The organism is Acinetobacter sp. NEB149 (assembly GCF_012516415.1).
Classification (GTDB): Bacteria; Pseudomonadota; Gammaproteobacteria; order Pseudomonadales; family Moraxellaceae; genus Acinetobacter; species Acinetobacter lwoffii_V.
Genome location: NZ_CP051208.1, coordinates 2,750,076 through 2,764,428, shown reverse-complemented (window position 1 = coordinate 2,764,428; position 14,353 = coordinate 2,750,076). Strand labels below are relative to the sequence as shown.

At 45.5% G+C, this 14,353-nt stretch carries 11 protein-coding genes and 1 pseudogene; 5 read left to right on the top strand and 7 right to left on the bottom strand.

Features of this window, described 5'->3' with window-relative positions; all coding sequences use genetic code 11:
* Positions 1–125 precede the first annotated feature (125 nt).
* Both HGD77_RS13360 and HGD77_RS13355 read left to right on the top strand, forming a co-directional pair.
* On the top strand, positions 126–716 hold the full coding sequence (locus HGD77_RS13360; protein WP_004732303.1) for a TIGR00730 family Rossman fold protein: 591 nt from the start codon (positions 126–128) through the stop codon (positions 714–716).
* A gap of 30 nt (positions 717–746) precedes the next feature.
* Entirely contained in the window at positions 747–1,148 is a 402-nt protein-coding gene (locus HGD77_RS13355; protein WP_004732301.1) for an NUDIX hydrolase, read from the top strand.
* Positions 1,149–1,152: 4 nt separating this feature from the next.
* On the opposite strand, the gene HGD77_RS13350 is transcribed toward HGD77_RS13355, so the two are convergent.
* Both HGD77_RS13350 and recG read right to left on the bottom strand, forming a co-directional pair.
* Complete coding sequence (locus HGD77_RS13350) at positions 1,153–1,788, bottom strand: ComF family protein (protein ID WP_004732299.1); 636 nt, start codon at positions 1,786–1,788, stop codon at positions 1,153–1,155.
* Positions 1,775–3,820, bottom strand: a complete 2,046-nt coding sequence (gene recG / locus HGD77_RS13345) for an ATP-dependent DNA helicase RecG (RefSeq protein ID WP_004732297.1) — start codon at positions 3,818–3,820, stop codon at positions 1,775–1,777. The genes HGD77_RS13350 and recG overlap by 14 nt, the downstream gene beginning before the upstream one ends.
* A 33-nt stretch (positions 3,821–3,853) precedes the next feature.
* On the opposite strand from recG, the gene HGD77_RS13340 reads away from it, so the two are divergent.
* Positions 3,854–4,669 (top strand): NAD-dependent epimerase/dehydratase family protein, encoded by an 816-nt coding sequence (locus HGD77_RS13340; protein WP_004732295.1) that lies wholly within the window; start codon positions 3,854–3,856, stop codon positions 4,667–4,669.
* 48 nt (positions 4,670–4,717) lie between these two features.
* Here HGD77_RS13340 and HGD77_RS13335 read toward each other — a convergent pair whose 3' ends face one another.
* From HGD77_RS13335 to plsB, 3 genes are all read right to left on the bottom strand, one after another.
* Entirely contained in the window at positions 4,718–5,869 is a 1,152-nt protein-coding gene (locus HGD77_RS13335) for an IS4-like element ISAbe18 family transposase (protein ID WP_005261588.1), read from the bottom strand.
* Between the two features lie 136 nt (positions 5,870–6,005).
* Positions 6,006–7,238 carry a transposase gene (locus HGD77_RS13330; protein WP_004730312.1) on the bottom strand — a complete coding sequence of 411 codons (1,233 nt, stop codon included), beginning with the start codon at positions 7,236–7,238 and terminating at the stop codon, positions 6,006–6,008.
* 329 nt (positions 7,239–7,567) lie between these two features.
* Complete coding sequence (gene plsB / locus HGD77_RS13325; protein WP_005265571.1) at positions 7,568–10,135, bottom strand: glycerol-3-phosphate 1-O-acyltransferase PlsB; 2,568 nt, start codon at positions 10,133–10,135, stop codon at positions 7,568–7,570.
* Between the two features lie 282 nt (positions 10,136–10,417).
* Here plsB and HGD77_RS13320 point away from each other — a divergent pair, with 282 nt between their 5' ends.
* A complete protein-coding gene (locus tag HGD77_RS13320) occupies positions 10,418–11,290 on the top strand; it encodes an acyl-CoA thioesterase (protein WP_004645045.1) in 873 nt (290 codons plus the stop codon).
* Positions 11,291–11,463: 173 nt separating this feature from the next.
* Entirely contained in the window at positions 11,464–12,711 is a 1,248-nt protein-coding gene (locus HGD77_RS13315; RefSeq protein WP_017397874.1) for a dicarboxylate/amino acid:cation symporter, read from the top strand.
* Between the two features lie 277 nt (positions 12,712–12,988).
* Here HGD77_RS13315 and yihA read toward each other — a convergent pair.
* A pseudogene (gene yihA, locus HGD77_RS13310) lies at positions 12,989–13,765 on the bottom strand (ribosome biogenesis GTP-binding protein YihA/YsxC); the annotation flags it as partial.
* Between the two features lie 105 nt (positions 13,766–13,870).
* Positions 13,871–14,311, bottom strand: coding sequence for an RrF2 family transcriptional regulator (locus HGD77_RS13305; RefSeq protein ID WP_004732285.1), 441 nt, complete (start codon positions 14,309–14,311; stop codon positions 13,871–13,873).
* Between the last annotated feature and the right edge of the window lie 42 nt (positions 14,312–14,353).

Sequence of the window (14,353 nt, the reverse complement as noted above, 5' to 3'; positions counted from 1 at the left end):
TGAATTGGAATGGGTGTATTTTAGACAAGGAATTGAATAAAAACACTGATATTAAGCAGTTATTTTTGGAAAAAACGCGCTTGCAGCGATTTCGTACAATATAGCGTCAATTGGAGAGTGAAATGATGAATTCTATCGCAATTTTTTGTGGTTCAGCACTGGGCTCCGATCCTCTCTATGCCCAGATTGCCGAAAAGGTTGGCCAAACCTTGGCAGCAAGACATCAGACGCTGGTCTATGGCGGTGGTCGTTCTGGTTTGATGGGGATTATCGCTGATAGTGCTTTGGCTGCTGGTGGCAAGGTGATTGGTGTAATTCCAAGACAGTTGGTCAATCGTGAACTGGCGCATCCGCATATTACCGAGCTATTTGTGGTCGATAATATGCACGAACGTAAAACCCGCATGTCGGAACTGGCACAGGGATTTATTGCCATTCCGGGTGGTGCAGGAACGTTGGAAGAAATTTTTGAACAATGGACCTGGGCACAGTTGGGAATTCATAAAAAGCCTTGTGCTTTTTTAAATGTAGATGGTTTCTATGATGATTTACTCAAATTTATCCATATGACGACCGAGAAAGGTTTTACCAAAGCGCGCTTTAGCGATGCTTTAATTGTGAGTGATAATCTGGATGATATTTTGCGCCAGTTTGAAAGTTATCAGCCGCCTGAAGCGAAATGGGGTATGGTCGATCAGACCGATCTTGTAAAATAAGCTGTCCACAGCATGATTTGTAGAAAATAAATGAAAGTGATTACGGTGGCTGCAGCCATTATTTTAAATGAAGCGCAGCAACTGCTGGTGGTTCGTAAAAAAGGGACGTCCTGCTTTATGCAGGTTGGTGGCAAGCTGGAGCCAAATGAAGCACCAGAAGCAACGATGTTGCGTGAAATTCAGGAAGAAATTGGCACACAGGCACAGATTCAGCAATTCATTGGGCGTTTTGAAACCCAGACGGCGAATGAACCAGATCATCAACTGGTGAGTTATGTCTATTGGGTAAGTCTGGATCAAGCACCAAAAATTGAAGCGGAAATTGCCGAAATGAAATGGGTCGATCTGGATGAAAAAGAGCTACGACTCGCACCCTTGACCACTGAAATTGTGATTCCTTGGGTGAAGTCGCAGTTACTCGCCCAAGCTTAAATTTTCAGATTTGAGCACCTGCCAGACAGGCTGCATAAACTTTTTGACAGCCCAGTTGTTCAAGTGTTTGGCTCAGTGCTCGAATCGAGCTGCCGGTCGTCACCACATCATCAATAATCAGCACCCGACGGTAACGCAGCTTGGAAATGGTACTGATCTGGAATTGTGATTGGATGTCTTCAATCCGCTCCAGCCGGCTTAGGCCCTTTTGCGAGTGTTGTTTCATTCGTCGAACAGGTTGCCAGATGGGTACATTCAGCTTTTTCGCCACATGTTTTGCCAGCACCAGAGATTGATTATACCCGCGCTCTGCCAGACGCTCATTCGAGATCGGCATCGGTACAATTGCACTGACTTTAGGCAGGTCTAAACTTAACAGCGCACCTGCCAGTAAATTTTGCAAATGCAGTGTCTGTTCATATTTAAACAGTTGAATCAGCCGGTCCATCGGATAGGCATAGTCGCAGGCAATCTGTAACTGCATTTCCTGCCGTTGAATGGTTTGATGTGCCCAGGGTAATTGTCGCCAGCAATCTTCACAGACTGAATGAATGGACTGATGATCGGTCAGACAGAGCTGGCAGGGCTGTAAGCGGGTCAGCCAGGATTTTCCATGTTGCAGTAATTTAAACATAGGCATAGCGCGGTGCTTCCGGTAGCCAGCGTTGCAATAATGCTTCGGCCTGATCGGGATAATCCTTGAGCATCTGCTGAGCCACATAATGTGCCTGATTGAGCAGGTGATCATCACGTTCAAGTTTGGCCACACGGAAATTCATGTCCCCGGTCTGTTTGGTCCCGAGCAGCTCACCCGGGCCACGTAACTCCAGATCTTTCTCGGCAATCATAAAACCATCATTGGTTTCGCGCATGATTCTTAAACGTTCCTGACCATTTTGCGAAAGTGGATGCTTATACAGCAGGGCACAGAAGCTGGCTTTGGCGCCACGACCGACCCGGCCACGTAGCTGATGCAATTGAGATAGACCCAGACGCTCGGCATTTTCAATCACCATAATGGAGGCATTGGGTACATCGACGCCGACTTCGATCACGGTGGTGGCAATCAGGAGCTGTAATTCATTATTTTTAAACTGCTGCATTACCGCCTGTTTTTCATCGGCTTTCATCTTGCCATGTACCAGTCCGATATTCAGCGCAGGAAAGCGCTCGCGAATTTCGGTAAAAGTCGCTTCGGCAGCTTGAGCATCTAGGGTTTCGGATTGCTCTACCAGGGTGCAGACCCAGTAGGCCTGCTTACCTTCAGCACAGTTGCTGGCAATCCGTTGCAAGACTTCTTCGCGTCGATCTAATGGAATGGTCACGGTCTGAATCGGGGTACGGCCCGGCGGAAGCTCGTCAATCACCGAGGTATCCAGATCACCATAGGCAGACATGGCCAGTGTGCGGGGAATCGGAGTCGCAGTCATCACCAGTTGATGCGGAGACATACCATCTAGCCCTTTATTTCTGAGTGCAAGGCGCTGATCCACACCAAAGCGGTGCTGTTCATCAATAATCACCAGACCCAGTTTGGCAAACTCGACATTTTCCTGAAACAGGGCATGCGTTCCGATCACCAGATGGGCGCTGCCATCCCGAATCACCTGTTCCGCTGCGGCGCGAGCTTTACCTTTTTGCTTGCCGGAAAGCCAGGCCACATTTAAGCCCAAAGGCTCAAACCAGCGTTTAAAATTCAGATAATGCTGCTCGGCCAGAATCTCGGTCGGTGCCATCAAGGCCACTTGCCAGCCTTCCTCTAAGGCATGGCAGGCTGCGACACCGGCCACTAGGGTTTTACCTGCACCAACATCGCCTTGCACCAGACGCAACATCGGTTTATTGCTTTTTAAATCCTGCACGATTTCTCTGGATACACGTTTTTGCGCACCGGTCATTTCAAAAGCCAGACTGGCTAAGAGCTGTTTGGCATAGGTTTTACTGGGCGCAAATGAAGGCGCTTCGACTTGCTGAATAAAGGCCCGACGTGTCAATAAACTGATCTGATGCGCCACCAGCTCTTCAAAGATCAGGCGTTGCTGTGCAGGATGCGAGCCTTGTGCCAGCTGCAGCATATTGGCGTTGACTGGTGGATGATGGATATATTCCAGTGCCTGTTTCAGCGCATAACCGTTACTAAATTTTGCTGGCAGCAATTCAGGCAGATGGTCGCTATACTGAGCCAAGGCCTGCTGAATATAATCCCGTATTTTTGGCTGGGTCAGACCTTCAGTCGCAGGGTAAATCGCCGTGAGCTGGGTTTGAGGTAAAGGTGTGTCCTCAGTAATGACTTGCAGTTCGGGATGATACATTTCCAGACCGCGCGCACCAACCCGCACTTCACCAAAAATTCTTAAACGGTTACCCAGTTTGCAGCGGTCAGTAATGCCTTTATAAATATGATAAAAACGTAAAGTGACTTTGCCAAAATCATCATCTAGCAGCACAGCCATGGATTTGCGTTTGCCAGGGGGGAAATCCACACCTTTAACGATGCCTTCCAGCAGATAGCTGTGTCCCACGCTCAATTGATTCATAGGAATGATCGTGCTACGGTCTTCATAGTCACGTGGTAGATGAAAAAGCAAATCATCAGTATTGAAGATATTTAGTTTTTCGAGTAATGCAGCGGCGGCATTGCCAACGCCTTGTAACTGATGGACTGCAGCCATGTCCCCTCAACCAGATTTGTGATTCGGTGCTCAATGCATATTTTATTTATCGGTTATGGTAAAACATCCCGACGTGTGGCTAAACAACTATTTGAGCAAGGTCATCAAATTAGCACAATTAGCCAGAGTCCCAAAACAGATTCATTCGCAACTCATCTGATTCAGGATGTGCATCAACTGGATTTAACAGCAGTTCCTCCGATTGACTGGGTCTATGTATTACTTAGTCCAAAACAAAGTACGGTTGAAGGCTATCAGCAGACTTATCTGGATTCGGTTCAACCTATTGTGGCTGCCTTGAAACAGCATCCGGTGAAGCGGATTATGGTGGTGTCATCGACACGAGGGTATGGACAAGATTCCGGTGAAATCGTAGATGACGAAACTAAAATTCACCCGAATGATGCTCAGGGCAAAATCTTGCAGCAGATGGAGCAGGCTTATTTCACTGCTTATCCTGAGCAATCTACCATCATTCGTCCGAGCGGCATTTACGGTACTTCAGTTGCGCGTCTGCAAAAAATGGCTGCTTCTATGACGTGCTATCCAAATTTGCACTGGTCCAACCGGATTCATATTGAAGATTTATCACGTTTCTTGTCACATATGATTCATGTGGAACATCCGGAATCTTCTTATATTGTGACCGATAACCAGCCAAAATTATTGCATGAAATATTGCAATGGTTCCAACAGCAGCTGGGACTTCCTTTGTTGCAAGTAGAAAGTGAGCAGGTGACAGGTAAGAAACTTTATGCGACTCGAATGCAGAAAATGGGATTTGAGTTAGAGCATCCAGATTGTTATGAGGATTATTTGGGGGTGATGAGGAAAAATAATCCCTCCTAGCCTCCCTTTTTAAAGGGAGGAATCCCCCCATTGCTGTCCCACAATTTTTCACAAGAGGAAGCTCATTTGAGCTTCCTCTTGTTTTATGGGTATTTTATCGGGTGAAAATAAAGCTTTTAAAGTTCTTCTTTCAAACAAATTCACTTGAATTATTCTGAGTAAACGTTGAACTGTCCAACCTGTTTTCCCTAAATGTTGAGCGAAACTCACCAATAAATAGGCGATCATCGCAATCCAGATTTGTGTCTGAATTGCGTTCCTGCTGCGGCCTAGAAACGCTTTTAATTTGAGATTCTGCTTAATCGCCTTAAAGAACAGCTCAACTTTCCAACGATCTTTATAAATCGCCGCAATGGTGGAGGCGGCTAAATGAAAGTTATTGCTGAGAAAGCTAAAGTGCTTGCCACTTTGCTGATCTCTATATTCAATTCTTCTTAACACTGGGGCTTTTCTTTTTAGGGCATGTGCGCTATTCAGCTGAATGGTTTCATCTTTTAGAATACCTTTGGATTCAAGCACTGGATGTTGCTGGATCACCTGATACACAGATTTAGGCCTAAAACGTGTGACAAATCCAATGTTTTGAGCAGTCAGATTTGCATACCATTGGTAATCGACATAGCCTTTATCAAAAACTACAATGCTGCCAGCAGGAAACTGGAATTTTCGGCCTTGTACCATGTCATTTTCTTTGCCATTTTCAACTGCAACAAACTCAGGAATATCATTGCTGTGATTCAATCCTATGCTGAGTTTCATGCTGGCTTTTGAGTTGTGAACTTTGGCCCATTCACATAAGGAAAGCGACAGGTCAATATGACTGGCATCCAAGGAATACAAGGGATTCTTAAAGCGAAATTTATGAGCTACTTTTGAGTGTTCATAGTATTTAAGCAACTTGTAAAATAGCTGTTGATACAAGGCAGCAGGCTGCTGCTCATTGATTCGTGCCAGCGTGCTTCGGGGAATAGACTTTGCTCCGAGATGACTTAGCTTTTCCTGTTGGCACTCCAAATTGGATTGAATATCTCTCAGACTTTGCCTACAAGAGAATTGAGACATCAATATGGCAATAAACTGATCCCACCGGGAAGCCGCTCTAAATTTCTGTCCAACATGGTGTACTTTAGCAAGTTGTTCAAAATCCTGTCGCACAACAGGTTTAATTAGCTCATGAAATACGGTATTCTGATGTGACAAAACCTGAATCCTAGTCGTTAAAGTGTTTGTTTGCACTCATATTTTAACTGTTAGGACTCAGGTTTTTTTATTTAAAGCAAACTATGGGACAGCAGTGGGAATCCCCCTCCTTTTCAAAGCATAGGTATCTACACATCTATGAGATACCTAATGCCATTGTGGCTATCTCATTGAGTTCATCTATTGAATATTCCGAGAGCAGTTGAAGAGTGTTCAGTAAAATCGAAAGCCCTGCCAATAAGGCAGGTGCACTTTCCAACCTACCTCTTTTCTGCTGCCGACCTGAAAGACGGGTGAGAAATACACGAATTTTCTGATGGTGTTCATCTTCAGAACGCTGGATTCGCCAAGTTAAAACACAAGCCATACAGCTAATCAGTAACCGCCTTAAAATGGCTTCAGGTCTGGTCTGAAGCCATGCTTCAATATCATGACCTGCCTGCTTGAGCAGCTTGAAATAGCATTCAATTGTCCAGCGCCAGTAATACCAGGTCGTCATCTCTACCGTAGTAATCTCTGATGGAACATTGCTGATTAGTGACCATCTTGCGACGGTCTTATCCTGATCATCTTTCACTACGGCAACAATTAATCTGGCTTCAATCGCACTCCCTGGCTGGGGAGCAACCCGTTGGCCTGAATCGTCATTTCTCTTCGGTTTTGCTGCACGTGTTATCCGGATAGCAGTTTCTCCCACATGCAACATATGCCGGTTTCCTTTATAGGCAATCGGCTGGACCTGCTGCGTTTCTACTCGTTCTGCGGCTTCTGCAACTTTGCATGTTTTGCCCTGATGCTCAATTCGATGGCCTTCTTTCGCCCGAATCAGCCATTTAAAACCCTGGCTGCTCATTTCCCTTAGGTGGGCAATGGAGTCACCTTCACGATCAATGATATGAACACATGTTTTCTCAATGGGATATTGTTCAATCACTTTGATTTGTTCGGTAAGTGAATCTAGATGAGATTTGCGCCCAGCAGAGTGTTGACTGAATGTGGAATAGCAGCCTGAGGCATCTGATAGTGTCTGCGCCAGTGGCGCAATAGGTAGTCCCGAGGCTGCATCAACCAGCAGACTGCTTTGCAATTCATAGCCTGAATCATATTGATGGGTTCTTTGCAGGCGCTGAATTTTATGATGGTGTTTCACATACTGTAGCTGAGACCAGTCATGAACAATCAATGCATATTGATGCGGTGATGCCTTGATCTGTTCACATGCAAGATGTTCAATTGGCTGGTTTAACTGACTAAAAGAGATTTTGTCATTATTCAGGAATCGCCAGACCGCTTGTGTGGTTGCGAAACTCGACTTTTGGGCAGAAGCCAGGTCTTTGATTGCCGGAGCAAGTGAAGCAAGAGGGTTCATATTGAGCTTTACAAGGCTGTTATAGCGCTTGACAAGACGCTGATCCAGGCCAGAGATGTTAAATTGAAGAGCATGCTCTTCAATTTAACGCAAAGTTCAGGAATTGTGTAGATACCTATGCTTTTCAAAGGAGGGGTTAGGGGAGGATTTTATTTAAAAGACCTCTCCCTATCCTCACTTGCACTTCGTTTTAAAAGCCGTGCTTTAAAACTCGCTCAGGAGAGGGAATACTCATATTTAAATAATGGCATTAGCTTTCCAATTTTCACTTCTTATAAATTCTTAAATAAAAAGAGAGGCCTTAGCCTCTCTTTTTATTTAATTTAAACTTACTTCTTTTTCCGCTTCGCACGTTTCTTGGCTTGTTCAGCCGCAACTGCATCCAAAGCTTCTTTCAGTTCTTCATCCGTAAAGTCGGTGATGTGATGCAACATCTGCAACTTCACTTCATCCAATACCAAATCTGCATATTGCGCCACATTCGTCAGCTGTTCATCAAAGACAATCGCATTGTCTTCATTGGTACACAGATAACCTTTTTGGGTTAAGACTTTAATAAAGCTCTGGAATAGGGCTTTGTCGAAGAACTCAGGTGAGTTGAACTCATATAGCACAGACAGGCGTTGACCAACCAGGTAACTGAGCTCTTCGACCTGACGGGTCGAGATATTGCCAGAACCACGTTGGGTAATCAGTGCCAAAGTCATGTAATAACGTTCCAGACTTTGAGTTACGGGCGCAGCCAGAATTTCAAGCTGATGATGCGCTTCCGTATTCGGTGCCGGTGCAATCAGGTTTTCACCATCTTGTGTAATCAGTTTCGAGGCAATTAAGCTGTCAATATGCGCATTCACTTGATCCTGAATTTCATCTTCATGCCATTTTAAGAACAGTTCGGCTTTGAGGAATGGATACAGGGTACTACTGATATTCACGACATCATGACGGCGAATGGTACCGTTATGTTCAACTAGGGCGGCTATCAGGGAGGGCAGCACAAAAGTGTGCACAATATTATTGCGGAAATAGGTCAGCAGAACGGCCTGATTGTCTTCAATGGCAATGATATCGCCCAGTACATGCTTGACTCGCTTGATCAGTTTCAGCTTCATTGCATAGGCAATAATTTCCTTGCCAGAAAGTGGCGTCACCTGCATGCGCTCATCATAAGGCAGGGCAGCCAGCAAGGTGCGATAGGTATCTAGCTGTTTGATACAGATCTCTTCATCCAGCGTATGTTTCGGCGTAGCCAGCAAGATTAAAGACAATAACGATACCGGATTGATCACCACCGCACTGTTGATATTTTCCAGAATAGCCTGTGCCGAGCTATTCACCGCATCAGAAACCGCTTGTGGAATCGGATCGTCATTCTTTTCGATTTTGATATTTTCTGCGCCATGCTGTTTCAGAATGTCATCCAGAAATACCGGGTTCCCGAAGTTTAGGTGCACCTTGCCAAAAATACGTTCAATCTTGCGCAGGGTTTTCAAAATACCAAAAATAGACTCGGCTTCTTTTGGCTTGCCACTCATCTCACCGACATAGGTACCACCTTCCATTAGGCGTTCATAGCCGATATAGGTCGGTACAAACACAATCGGTTTGGATTTGCCACGTAAATGACCATGCACGGTCATTGCCAGCATCCCGGTTTTTGGCGGTAGCAAACGACCGGTACGTGAACGGCCCCCTTCAATAAAGTACTCGAGCGGGGTATTACGTGACAGGACGCTATACAGATATTCTTTAAACACCGTGGTATAGAGCGCATTGCCGCGGAAAGTACGGCGAATAAAGAAAGCGCCACCACCGCGCAAAATCTGACCGACAAAAGGCATATTCAGGTTATCGCCCGCAGCGATATACGGCACCATCAAGCCACGACGATAGATCACATAAGACAATAACAAATAGTCAATGTGACTGCGGTGACATGGGGTATAGACAATTTCATAATCCTTGGCCAGTTCACGCACGGTACTGAAATTATGCACTTCCACGCCGTCATAAAGCTGGGTCCATAAGCGGGTCAGGGCCTTGTCGGCAAAACGTACGGTAGAATGAGAATAGTCGGAAACGATTTCGTTCAGATAACCGATGGCGCGACGTTCAGACTCCAGCATCGAGATTTTGCTACGAATACTGTCATTGCGAATCGCTGCCTGTACATCTGGTGACTTGATCAGGCCATGCATGACATTACGGCGGTCGGACAGATCCGGCCCGAGAATGACTTCGCGCTGACCATCCAGGTAATCATTTAAAGTGCTGACAATATAGGTGGCCGGCGCTGAATTTGGATACGTCTCTTTAGCAAAGTTAATCAAGGTGCGTAAAGACTGCGATTCATGGAACTCTAAATAAGACTGGCGACCATGCAGGCCGATATTGACCAGTTGTTTGACCCGGCTTGGCGTAGACCAGGTATCGGTAAATAAAAGCTTAAACCAGGAATCTTCTTTCTCCGGTTCACGTCCCCAAAGTACTGTTACCGGTACCAGTTCGACATCCAGTTCAGGATGCTGTTCCAGGATTTCAATCAGGCGTAACAGGCGCGGCGGGAAAGCATGCGGTGGTGAGCTGAGCAGATTATTTTCATCATGATGCTGTAAAAACAGTACTGATGCTTTTTCCTTACTGTTACCGAGTTGCATTGGATCAAGTGCAGCCGGCAATTTTAAGCGGCGCGTTTCTGCATCGACAACCAGTGCATTACTACGTGAATGGTTCTGTAAAACGTAGCAGACCAGCTTTTGCGATTCTGCTGCAGTCTGATCAGATTTAGGTGCTGTCACTTCACTTGGTACTTCCCCAAGAACATGAGGGGTAACCACAAGATCAAGTAACTTACTTGAAAGCTTGCGATACATTTGACCAAAGCCATTCTTGGACATAGCTGCTCCTAATTTTACTGACCAAAACCACAGGACTTCTGAGGGAATTTATTTTGCGGGTTTCTAAAGCGAAACAATATATCTTTTTTTAACAACTTCAACAGAAGTGCTTCAATTTTAGCGTGAAAGCAGGTGCTTTTCCTAGTCACTTATGACATCAGTATGACAGAACAGTCATGCAAACTTTAGAGTTTCGGTCTGATTTTGTGGCAGAATATTCCAGATCAATTATTTAGATCCGTTTTTCCATTTTGGATATCTCCAATATTAGATAGGTTGCTTATGAATGCCTTAACACAGGAACTGGTCGAGCTGCTCAGCTTAGAAAAGTTAGAAGAAAACATTTTCCGGGGAATCAGCCGGAATCTGGTGGGCAAGCGCGTGTTCGGTGGGCAGGTTTTAGGGCAGGCACTACGCGCCGCGTCTTATACCACAGACCGTCCAGCACATTCATTACATGCCTATTTTCTGTTTGGCGGGGATGTCAATGCACCGATTATTTATGAAGTGGATCGTATCCGTGACGGCAAGAGCTTTGTCAGCCGTCAGGTGCGCGCTATTCAGCATGGCCGTACCATTTTCATGTGTATGGTGTCTTTCGCGCATCAGGAAGAGGGCCTGAATTACCAGATTTCAGAGCCTGAATATCCACCGGCAGAAAGCCTGAAAAATGAAGCAGAGCTGATCAAGCAGATTATTGAGTTTATTCCGGAAAATGTTCGTGCATCTTTCACTCGTGATCGTCATGTGGAAATTCGTCCGGTCAATCCGCAAAATCCATTCCAGCCTCAACCTGAAGCACCGTCTTATGCGCACTATATCCGTACGCATGACCGTATTGCTGCAGAAGTCGATCAGATCTCCTTGCATCAGGCCATTGCTGCTTTCTATTCTGACTTTACCTTGATGACCACGGCGCTTCGTCCACATGGTCTGAGTTATATTTCGCCAAGCTTACAATGTGCCAGTATTGACCATGCCATGTACTTCCATAAACCATTCCGTGCGGATGAATGGATGCTTTACGATATGGATGCCACCCAGAGCGCCAGTTCGCGCGGCCTGAATTTTGGCCGGATGTGGCAGAACGGCGAGCTGGTCTGCAGTACCTCTCAGGAAGGTCTGATCCGCTTACGTGAAATCGAAACACAATAAGTTTGTAGTCTGTCAAAAAGCCGAATCCTAGATTGGGTTTTTTGTTTTTAAGCCGGATGAAAAAGGCCATTTGATGCCATGCCTCAACCATGCGTTTATAAAATATTACTCGATTCTATAGACACTGCATGGCATAGTGCGGCTTAAGATCAATATTAAAAATGCATGAAAAGATGAGCTTAAATACGCAAATTTTAATTGCCGCCGTATTGGGGGTGCTGTTTGGATTTCTATTGACGATATTTCCGCAGACCTCATTTTTTGATATCAGCTTATATGGCATCGGCATCGTCAGCAGTATTTTTATTGGCTTGTTAAAAATGCTGTTAGTGCCGCTGATTTTTAGCTCGATCGTGGTCGGCGTATCCAATCTGCAGGCGGGTGGGCAGCTAAGCCGCACCTGGAAAATTACCCTGATGTGCTGTGTGACCACCACTACCTTGGCACTTATTTTAGGTCTGGCGTGTGCGCATCTGTTTGATGTCGGTAAGGGTGTGGATGTGCTGATGTTCCAGGATGCCATGGCACAACATCAAACACCGGATACGCTGACGCCTTCTTCTTTCTTTACCAACTTTATTCAAAATACCTTGATCAATCCCTTTAAAGCATTTTCGGATGGCAATGTCTTGGCGGTGGTAGTCTTTGCGCTATTTGTTGGTGTGGCACTGGTTGCGGGAGGAGATAAATTTCGTACCGTGCGCAAGCTGAGTCACCAGTTTTTCGAAATCATGATGTTGATGATTGGCTGGGTAATGAAACTGGCACCACTCGGTATTTTTGCCTTATTGGCCAAATTAATTGCCACTGAAGATGTTTCGGTTCTTAGTCGTCTGGCTGAATTCGCTGCGGTAGTCACCGGTACGACGATTTTTCATGGCATCGTGGTCTTGCCTTTATTGCTATGGATTTTCGGCAAGATGGATCCGGTCACGTTCTTTAAAGGCACACGTGCTGCCTTGATTACTGCCTTTGCCACCAGTTCCAGTTCGGCCACCATGCCCCTGTCGATGAAATGCGCACAGGAAAATTTAGGGGTACGCCCACATACCGCAGGCTTTGTAATTCCACTTGGGACCCAGTTAAATATGGATGGTACGGCGCTGTATGAAGCAGCTGCAGCTCTGTTTATTGCCAATTTAATGGGGCTGGATCTGAGTCTGGGGCAGCAACTGGTGGTCTGCGCGACTGCGATGATTGCATCCTTAGGTGCACCGGGGATTCCGAGTGCCGGTATGGTGACTATGATTATGGTCTTGCAATCGGTAGGTTTGCCTGCCGAGGCAATTGCCATTCTGTTGCCGATCGACCGTTTACTGGATACCGTACGTACAGTGGTGAATGTTCAGGGAGATATGATGATCAGCGTGGTGGTGGACCGGCATACGCGTGAACCCGATCTTCAAGCTACAGATAGCTAAAACATTTAAAAAAATAAAAAAAAGCAGGTATTTGACCTGCTTTTTTATTTGTACGTTGAGTTTTAATAAATCAAGAATGATCACAGATCATTTAGGTGATATGGTCTTAATCCGCTGAACGCTTATTCTGATTTAGCTCATCTGCCGCTTTAAGCTCGGATTGATCCTGCTCAAGCAATTCCAGCGGTTCTTCAGCTTCATTTAAATCATGAGTCGATACTTCAGCATGCTCAGAATCAGCTTCACTAAGCTCGAGCTCTTCAAGCGGTTCATCAGATTCATTCAAATCATGCGCTGATGCTTCCGGAATGCTGTCCAGATCATATTCAGATGCTTGATCTAAGGTAAAGTTCAAACGGCCACCCATGACGCTGGCCAGTTCTTCTAAACCTTGTTTGTTCATGGAGGAAAACAGTTGAATCGAGAAATCCAGCTTCATCTTTTTCAATGCCGCTTTGACTTCCTGCAAGGCTTTGGATGCAGGACCACGGTTTAGTTTGTCAGATTTGGTCAATAACACATGCACGAACAACTGGCGGGAATAAGCCCATTCCAGCATCATTACATCAAAGTGTTGCAGGGGATGACGGATATCCATCAACAATACCAGGCCTTGCAAGCTTTGACGGTGAATCAGGTAATTTTCCAGTTCTTTTTGCCAGACCAGTTTCATTTTTTCAGGCACAGCCGCATAACCATAACCGGGTAAGTCGACCAGACGCTGATCCGGATTACCCAGGCTGAAAAAGTTGATCATCTGGGTACGGCCAGGTTTTTTCGATGCACGTGCCAACTGTTTCTGGTTGGTCAGGGCATTAATCGCACTAGACTTACCCGCATTCGAGCGGCCGGCAAAAGCAATTTCATAGCCTGTATCTTCTACACAAAGACTGAGTTTGGGTGCACTCATTAAAAATTCGGCTTTGCGTAGCCAGTTGAGTGCGCGCACAGAATATTCAGTAATGGCAGAATCAACTTTTTTCTCGTAGCTGATCTTTTGCTTAGGCGCATGGGCTGTCTTACTGTTTTTGGATTTTCCTCTGCTGTGGTGCATAACTCAACTTCAATAAATGATCTACAATGAAACATTATAAAGGAAGTCGCACAGGCAAGCGAACTTTGCCGCAAGAATAAGTCACAAGACCTGACCCGGAAGACTTTAAAGATTAATCAGGCCGATCGGAGAATTTGTACTGAAACGCGCATTTCGTGGCCTAATCACATCTTTAAGCACATATTGGTCCAGACTGCTATAAAACTGTTCCACCGCATCATCTAAAATACCTTTTAAACCACAGGTCGGACGTAATACGCAGGGTGGGCTATTGCATTCCACTACATTGCTGTCGCGTTGCAGGATCCGCACAATCTGTCCCAGCTGGAGGTTCAGGCTGGCCGGATTTAAACGTATGCCGCCACCTTTACCACGTGTGGTAATCAGCCACTCCTGTTTCGCCATAAAATGCACGATTTTCATGGCATGATTTTGTGAAACCTGTAATCGCTCGGCAAGTTCTGCAATGGTATAGGGGAGATCACGTGGCTGTGCGACATACATCAGAATCCGAAGCGCATAGTCAGTGAATTTATTGAGTTGCATAACGTCAACAGCTAGAAAATGAAAGAATTGAATGTTAAAAGC

What these genes read in the sequence shown, in the direction of transcription:
- HGD77_RS13360 (WP_004732303.1), top strand. Translation starts at nt 126, where the DNA reads ATGAATTCTATCGCAATTTTTTGTGGTTCAGCACTGGGCTCCGATCCT.
- HGD77_RS13355 (WP_004732301.1), top strand. Translation starts at nt 747, where the DNA reads ATGAAAGTGATTACGGTGGCTGCAGCCATTATTTTAAATGAAGCGCAG.
- HGD77_RS13350 (WP_004732299.1), bottom strand. Translation starts at nt 1,788, where the DNA reads ATGCCTATGTTTAAATTACTGCAACATGGAAAATCCTGGCTGACCCGC.
- recG (WP_004732297.1), bottom strand. Translation starts at nt 3,820, where the DNA reads ATGGCTGCAGTCCATCAGTTACAAGGCGTTGGCAATGCCGCCGCTGCA.
- HGD77_RS13340 (WP_004732295.1), top strand. Translation starts at nt 3,854, where the DNA reads ATGCATATTTTATTTATCGGTTATGGTAAAACATCCCGACGTGTGGCT.
- HGD77_RS13330 (WP_004730312.1), bottom strand. Translation starts at nt 7,238, where the DNA reads ATGAACCCTCTTGCTTCACTTGCTCCGGCAATCAAAGACCTGGCTTCT.
- plsB (WP_005265571.1), bottom strand. Translation starts at nt 10,135, where the DNA reads ATGTCCAAGAATGGCTTTGGTCAAATGTATCGCAAGCTTTCAAGTAAG.
- HGD77_RS13320 (WP_004645045.1), top strand. Translation starts at nt 10,418, where the DNA reads ATGAATGCCTTAACACAGGAACTGGTCGAGCTGCTCAGCTTAGAAAAG.
- HGD77_RS13315 (WP_017397874.1), top strand. Translation starts at nt 11,464, where the DNA reads ATGAGCTTAAATACGCAAATTTTAATTGCCGCCGTATTGGGGGTGCTG.
- HGD77_RS13305 (WP_004732285.1), bottom strand. Translation starts at nt 14,311, where the DNA reads ATGCAACTCAATAAATTCACTGACTATGCGCTTCGGATTCTGATGTAT.